The sequence below is a fragment of the Maribellus luteus genome, from assembly GCF_003576475.1.
In the GTDB taxonomy this organism is placed as follows: domain Bacteria; phylum Bacteroidota; class Bacteroidia; order Bacteroidales; family Prolixibacteraceae; genus Draconibacterium; species Draconibacterium luteum.
This window is the reverse complement of sequence record NZ_QWGR01000279.1, coordinates 1-521: the sequence shown is the minus strand read 5'-3', so window position 1 is coordinate 521 and position 521 is coordinate 1. Positions and strand designations below refer to the sequence as shown.

General features: G+C 61.2%; 1 protein-coding gene. It reads left to right on the top strand.

Annotation, left to right across the window (positions count from 1 at the left end; translation table 11 throughout):
• A partial coding sequence (locus D1614_RS25080; protein ID WP_438268365.1) for a MutS-related protein occupies positions 1 to 521 on the top strand: 521 nt, incomplete at both ends.

Sequence of the window (521 nt, the reverse complement as noted above, 5' to 3'; positions counted from 1 at the left end):
CGTTCCGGTCAAGCAGGAATACCGGCAAGCGTTCGGCGGGATCGTCCATGATCAGTCGGCGTCCGGCGCGACGCTCTTCATCGAGCCGCAGGCGGTCGTGACGACGAACAACGAGATTCAGGAGGCCCGTCTGAAAGAGCGGGCTGAGATCGAGCGGATTCTCGCAGAGCTGTCGGCCATCGTCGGTTCGGTCGGTGAAGCACTGCGAGCGAATCTCGACGCACTCGCAGAGCTCGATTTCATCATGGCGAAGGCACTCTACGGACATGCCCTTCGTGCCGTCGCACCTCTCCTCAACGATGAGCGCCGAATCATCCTGAAGGAAGCGCGCCATCCATTCATCCCGGACGAGGCAGTCGTACCGATCACGGTCTCGCTTGGCGGAGAGTTCACCTCTCTCGTCATCACCGGTCCGAACACCGGTGGTAAGACGGTGACGCTCAAGACGATCGGCCTGCTTCAGCTGATGGCGCAATCGGGGCTCTATGTCCCTGCCGCAGACGAGACGGAACTCGGTGTCT